At 70.7% G+C, this 6,040-nt stretch carries 6 protein-coding genes; 5 read left to right on the forward strand and 1 reads right to left on the reverse strand.

The annotated features are described in order from the left end of the window. Positions 1-157: 157 nt before the first annotated feature. The gene (locus ACFWI9_RS21665; protein ID WP_387164288.1) at positions 158-991 is read right to left on the reverse strand and encodes a hypothetical protein; all 834 of its coding nucleotides are present in this window, start codon (positions 989-991) and stop codon (positions 158-160) included. 372 nt (positions 992-1,363) lie between these two features. Between ACFWI9_RS21665 and ACFWI9_RS21670 the strand changes: the two genes are divergently transcribed. From ACFWI9_RS21670 to ACFWI9_RS21690, 5 genes are all read left to right on the forward strand, one after another. Continuing rightward, positions 1,364-2,290, forward strand: a complete 927-nt coding sequence (locus tag ACFWI9_RS21670; protein ID WP_387164290.1) for an A/G-specific adenine glycosylase — start codon at positions 1,364-1,366, stop codon at positions 2,288-2,290. Positions 2,291-2,517: 227 nt separating this feature from the next. Beyond that, positions 2,518-3,144, forward strand: a complete 627-nt coding sequence (locus ACFWI9_RS21675) for a SigE family RNA polymerase sigma factor (RefSeq protein ID WP_387164292.1) — start codon at positions 2,518-2,520, stop codon at positions 3,142-3,144. 101 nt (positions 3,145-3,245) lie between these two features. Then, the gene (locus ACFWI9_RS21680) at positions 3,246-3,857 is read left to right on the forward strand and encodes a hypothetical protein (RefSeq protein ID WP_387164306.1); all 612 of its coding nucleotides are present in this window, start codon (positions 3,246-3,248) and stop codon (positions 3,855-3,857) included. Between the two features lie 126 nt (positions 3,858-3,983). Beyond that, positions 3,984-4,688 (forward strand): two-component system response regulator CseB, encoded by a 705-nt coding sequence (gene cseB, locus ACFWI9_RS21685; protein ID WP_387164294.1) that lies wholly within the window; start codon positions 3,984-3,986, stop codon positions 4,686-4,688. A gap of 145 nt (positions 4,689-4,833) precedes the next feature. Continuing rightward, the coding region (locus tag ACFWI9_RS21690) for a sensor histidine kinase (RefSeq protein ID WP_387164295.1) at positions 4,834-6,040 on the forward strand (1,207 nt) is incomplete at its 3' end.

Here is a 6,040-nt window from a genome sequence, read left to right on the forward strand (position 1 = left end):
GGTTCCCCGTCCGCGGATTCCGCGGACGGGGAACCGGACTCTGAACGGCCGGTCCCCGAGGTGTGTTTGAGCCCCGGTACCAGGGCGGAGATGCCCCATACACCAGACGCCGCGGGCCCCGCCCTCCGGGCGGACGGCGCTATTCGTCAGACACGACCTAGTCCTTTTCCAGGCGGAAGGACGCCGGGACGATCTTCGCTCCGGGGAAGGTGGCCTCGACCAGATACGTGCCGGGCTGCGCTTGTCCGGCGGGCGGGGTGGCGCACTTGGCCGGGGCGCTACGGCGCCGGTCCCAGTCGACGAAGTGGGCCACGGTCGAGTTCGCCGGAACGCGCAGCAGTACACCGGCGCTGCCCTGCGGGCAGTCCTTCGTGGACCAGACGGAGTCGTCAGCGTCGTCGACGACGGTCAGCACCGCGGTCTTGGGGCCGAAGTCCGCCTTGCAGGTGACGGCCGAGGTGTTCTGCGCGATCAGCTCGAAACGCGGCTTCTCCCCGAGGGTGTACGAGACCTTGGAACTGCGCAGCGTCAACTTCAGGGCATTGGGAGCACAGTTCGGCAGCGGCGAGTTCGCGGGCACCTGCCGGCCGGCGCTCACGCCGCCGCTCGTGCTCGGGTCGCCGTCGCCGTTCTTGCCTGTGCCGTCGCCGCCCTCCGTACCGCCGTCGGCGGCTCCGGTGCCGCCGGTTCCACCGCCTCCGTCGCTTCCGGCGCCGCCGGTGTTCCCGCTCGAGGCGCCCCCGTCGGCTTCATCGCGGCCACCCGGCCGTTCGCTGATCGCGGGACCCGAAGGCTCGTCGCCAGGCGTGATGGAAGGCGCCGGGCCCGCGCCCGGCTTGCCGTCGTCACCGGTCCTGCTCCCACCGTCACCGAAGCTGACGGCCCAGGCGACCAGCATGGCGAGCAGCGTCAGCAGTGTCAGCGCGACTGCCCTCCGGCGCCAGTAGATGGAGGAGGGAAGCGGCCCGATCGGATTGCGCAGAGATCCCACGTACCGAACTGTACGAGAGATCGGGGGCAACTCCCGCCCCACCCGCCGCCCATGGGGCGCGATTCTGTCGATCATCATCACGGGGTCGTAGGGCCCGCCGTCGTAACGGCCCGTCTCGTGTACAGAGGTGAGTGCGGTGACATGTACGCCTCTTCGATCACTCCTGGTACGGCCCCGCGATCACCGCGCGACCACCGCACTGCCACCGCACGCTGACCGCGCGACTGCCGACCGGCCACACCGCGACCAGCGGCGGCCCCCACCCGCGACCGGCGGGCCGGCTCCGCTCCGGCCACTTTCCACAGCCTCTCGGCCACCGCGCGGAGCGCATGCGACGCAGTCGGCGCCCGCCATGCCAGGATCGGAAGTGCCATGACTGCGACCGAGATGCCATCCCCCCAGACCTCGCCCGCGACTATCGACGACGCGACCGCGCTGCACTCCCCCGTCCTCGCCTGGTTCGACCAGCATGCCCGCGACCTCCCCTGGCGCCGCCCCGACGCCGGCGCCTGGGGGGTGATGGTCAGCGAGTTCATGCTGCAACAGACCCCGGTCAGCCGGGTGCTCCCGGTCTACGAGCAGTGGCTGGCCCGCTGGCCACGCCCCGCGGACCTGGCCGCCGAGGCGCCCGGCGAGGCCGTCCGGGCCTGGGGGAGACTCGGCTATCCGCGCCGTGCACTGCGGCTGCACGGCGCCGCGGTCGCGATAACGGAGCGGCACGGCGGCGACGTACCGCGGGAGCACGCGCAGCTACTCGCGCTGCCGGGCATCGGGGAGTACACCGCGGCGGCGGTGGCGTCGTTCGCGTACGGGCAGCGGCACCCTGTCCTGGACACCAACGTCCGCAGGGTGCTCGCCCGCGCCACCACCGGTATCCAGTACCCGCCGAACGCGACCACTGCCGCCGAACGCCGTCTGGCCCGTGCCCTGCTGCCGGACGACGAGACGACCGCGGCACGCTGGGCCGCGGCCTCGATGGAGCTGGGCGCGCTGGTGTGCACCGCGCGCAACGAGGACTGCGGGCGCTGCCCCGTCGCCGACCTGTGTGCCTGGCGGCTGGCCGGGAAACCGGCCCATGACGGTCCACCGCGGCGCGGGCAGACGTACGCCGGCACGGACCGCCAGGTACGCGGAAAGCTGCTGGCCGTACTGCGCGAGGCGACGGACCCCGTGCCCCGAGCGGTCCTGGACCGGGTCTGGGACGAGCCGGTCCAGCGGGCCCGCGCCCTGGACGGGCTCGTTTCGGACGGTTTGGTGGAACCTCTGGAGAATGACCGGTTCCGGTTGCCTCTCACCTGAGATTTTCCGGTTAACCCCGACCGGTACCTCTGTTACACAACCGATGGGTGCCCGTGCGGACTCCGACGGCTTCCCCGCACAGCCCCGTGACAACCGCTCCGTAGCTTCTTGTGCTGTCGGGACCGACCACCCGACGACGACAGACACCAGGACGAGAAGGCACGGCAACACTCGCGAACACACGCGGTTGTCACGGGGCTTGCTCACGGGCATGGAGGCGACTGGACATGGCGCAGGGCGAGGTACTCGAGTTCGAGGAGTATGTACGTACCCGGCAGGACGCGCTGCTGCGCAGTGCGCGGCGGCTGGTGCCGGATCCCGTCGACGCCCAGGACCTCCTCCAGACCGCGCTGGTGCGGACGTACGGCCGCTGGGAGGGGATCGCGGACAAGTCGCTCGCCGACGCCTACCTCCGCCGCGTCATGATCAACACTCGCACGGAGTGGTGGCGGTCGCGCAAGCTGGAGGAGGTGCCCACCGAGCAACTCCCCGACGCGAGCGTGTCGGACACCACGGAGCAGCACGCCGACCGTGCGCTGCTGATGGACGTCTTGAAGGTGCTCGCGCCGAAGCAGCGCAGTGTTGTGGTGCTGCGCCACTGGGAGCAGATGAGCACTGAGGAGACCGCCGCCGCGCTCGGTATGTCGACGGGTACCGTGAAGAGCACGCTGCACCGCGCGCTCGCCCGGCTCCGCCAGGAGCTGGAGTCGCGTGAGCGGGAGGGCCGGGGTCTGGAGAGCCGCAAGGCGGTGGCCGGGCTTGCGGAGGTCCCTGCACCGCGGGTGCCCGCGCAGCGTGGGGACCGTACGTACGCACGTCGTGAGGAACGGGGGCGGGAGCGGTGCGCGGCCTAGCCGAGGACTCCCTGACAGACCCAGTGGCGGACGCAGACGCGGACGCGGACGGGGACAACGCCAGAAAGCACAGCGTCCGATGGGCGGCGAGTGGTACGGCAATGGCCGCACTCGCCGCCTTCGGGCTGCTCGCGGCCGGTTGCTCGACCGGCGGTACGGGCACCCGCGACGAGGGCATGGCACGCCCTGACCCGGCGGCGCAGCATCGGACGACACCGGAGCCCTCGACGAGCTCGACGCCGGTGCGGAAAGTCGACGCGTTCCAGCTGGTGCTGGAGGATCCGAAGGTAGGCGCGCGGGTCAAGTCCGATCTGAAGCGCTGCGCCGGGGACGCTCATCCGATCGACACCTCGTACGGCAATGTCACCGGGGGTTCCGCGCCGGACGTGGTGGTCAACGTGCTGATGTGCGGGGATTCGGCCGTGGGCCAAGGCACATACGTGTACCGCAAGGGCGGCGACGGCTACGCTAACGTCTTCGCCGCCGAGGAGCCCGCGGTCTACGCGACGATCGACCGGGGCGATCTGATCGTCACCAAGCAGGTGTACGCGAAGGGTGACGCGGTCCCGTATCCGTCGGGCCAGATAGTGATCACGTATCGCTGGTCGGGGAACGGGTTCAACGAGCAGGACCGGGTGGAGAACGAGTACAGCAGGGGCATCGGCGGCGACGGTGCCCCGGTCGAGCCGCTCCCGACGCCGCCGGACGGATGAGCCCGGCCCTGGGCCGTCCTGGTACCTGAGACCCTGGGACGTCCTGATGCCTGAGAACTGAGCACCGGCATATCCGAGCACCGACCCCCGAGAACGAGAACCGAGAGAGCACCGGAGTACAGCCCGATGGCCGAGACACATGTCCTGTTCGTGGAGGACGACGACGTCATCCGTGAGGCCACGCAGCTCGCACTGGAGCGCGACGGCTTCATGGTGACCGCCATGCCGGACGGTCTCAGCGGGCTTGAGGCCTTCCGCGCCGACCAGCCCGACATCGCCCTGCTCGATGTGATGCTGCCGGGGCTCGACGGGGTGAGCCTGTGCCGCCGTATCCGGGACGAGTCGACCGTGCCCGTGATCATGCTGTCCGCGCGTGCGGATTCGATCGATGTCGTGCTCGGACTTGAGGCGGGCGCCGACGACTACGTCACCAAGCCGTTCGACGGTGCGGTGCTGGTCGCCCGGATCAGGGCAGTGCTACGGCGCTTCGGCCACGCGGGCGGTGCGCCGGGGGACCCGGACGAAGCGGGGCAGGCCGGCGAGGGCGGTGTGCTGACCTTCGGTGATCTGGAGGTCGACACCGAGGGCATGGAGGTGCGCCGCGCGGGCCTGCCGGTCGGGCTGACCCCCACGGAGATGCGGCTGCTGCTGGAGTTCTCCTCGGCGCCGGGCACGGTGCTGTCTCGGGACAAGCTGCTGGAACGGGTCTGGGACTACGGCTGGGGCGGGGACACCCGGGTCGTGGACGTCCATGTGCAGCGGCTCCGCACCAAGATCGGCCAGGACCGGATCGAGACGGTGCGAGGCTTCGGTTACAAGCTCAAGGCCTGAAATTGAGCCGATGCGGGTGCGGATGCCGTATCCCACAGGCAACCCGAGACGGCCGCGCGGGCGTCTCGGCTGTTGACATCCCACAGGCACCAGACACCCCACAGGTCCCACACCCCTAGCGACCCGGACCGGAACAGGACCCCGCATGACGCGCCTCGCCCTGCGCACCGGCGTTCGCTGGAAGATCAGCTTCGCCATCGCCGCCGTCGGTGCGCTGATCGCGTTGGCGTTGAGTCTGGTCGTCCACAACGCCGCGCGGGTCTCGATGCTCGAAAACGCCCGCGGTCTGAACATGTACCGGCTGGAGCTCGCCCAGCGGATCTACGAGGCCAGCAAGCCGAAGACAGCGCCCAAGTTCGGGGGGGCCAAGCTCAATGACGCGGCGCTGCCCCACGAGCTGAGGCATCTGCTCGAGTCCGGCCACCAGGCAACCTACGTACAGGCGAAAAACGGCCGCCCGCCCGAGATCTGGGCCGCCGTACCGCTCCGCAACGGTGATGTGCTTTCGCTGCACAGCGGATTCCCGACGAGTAGCGTCGACATGATGGAGGACCTTGATCGGGCCCTGGTCATCGGCTCGGTCTCGGTGGTCTTCGCGGGCTCGGCGCTCGGCGTGCTCATCGGCGGGCAACTGTCGCGGCGGCTGCGCAAAGCCGCCGCCGCGGCCGGCAAGGTGGCTCAGGGGAACATGGAGGTACGGGTCCGCGAAGCCGTCGGCGGGGTGGTACGGGATGAGACGGACGAGCTGGCGCGGGCCGTCGACGCCCTGACCGATGCCCTGAACTCCCGTCTCGAGGCGGAACGCCGGGTCACCGCCGATATCGCGCATGAGCTGCGTACCCCGGTGACCGGGCTGCTCACCGCGGCAGAGCTGCTGCCGCCCGGTCGGCCCACCGAGCTGGTACGGGACCGGGCGCAGGCGATGCGCACGCTGGTCGAGGACGTACTGGAGGTGGCGCGGCTGGACGGGGCGTCCGAGCGCGCCGAGTTGCAGGAGATCGCGCTGGGCGAGTTCGTCAGCCGTCGGATCCGTGTGCTCGATCCGGCCGCGGTCGTACGCGTGGTTCACGAGTCATGGGTCAACACCGACCCGCGCCGGCTCGAACGCATCCTGGGGAACCTGCTCGCCAACGCGGCGAAACACGGAGGCACTCCGGTCGAGGTGACCGTGGAGGGCCGGGTGGTACGGATACGGGACCACGGTCCCGGTTTCCCCGAGGCACTGCTGCACGAGGGCCCGAGCCGGTTCCGTACCGGCTCGAGCGACCGGGCGGGACAGGGCCACGGTCTGGGACTGACGATCGCGGCGGGGGGGGGGGGGGGGGGGGGGGGGGGGGGGGGCGGGCGGGACG

Source organism: Streptomyces sp. NPDC127084 (assembly GCF_042724175.1).
Lineage (GTDB): Bacteria > Actinomycetota > Actinomycetes > Streptomycetales > Streptomycetaceae > Streptomyces.

Coding starts and splice junctions, on each gene's coding strand:
- ACFWI9_RS21670 (WP_387164290.1), top strand. CDS start 1,364: ATGACTGCGACCGAGATGCCATCCCCCCAGACCTCGCCCGCGACTATC.
- cseB (WP_387164294.1), top strand. CDS start 3,984: ATGGCCGAGACACATGTCCTGTTCGTGGAGGACGACGACGTCATCCGT.
- ACFWI9_RS21680 (WP_387164306.1), top strand. CDS start 3,246: ATGGCCGCACTCGCCGCCTTCGGGCTGCTCGCGGCCGGTTGCTCGACC.
- ACFWI9_RS21675 (WP_387164292.1), top strand. CDS start 2,518: ATGGCGCAGGGCGAGGTACTCGAGTTCGAGGAGTATGTACGTACCCGG.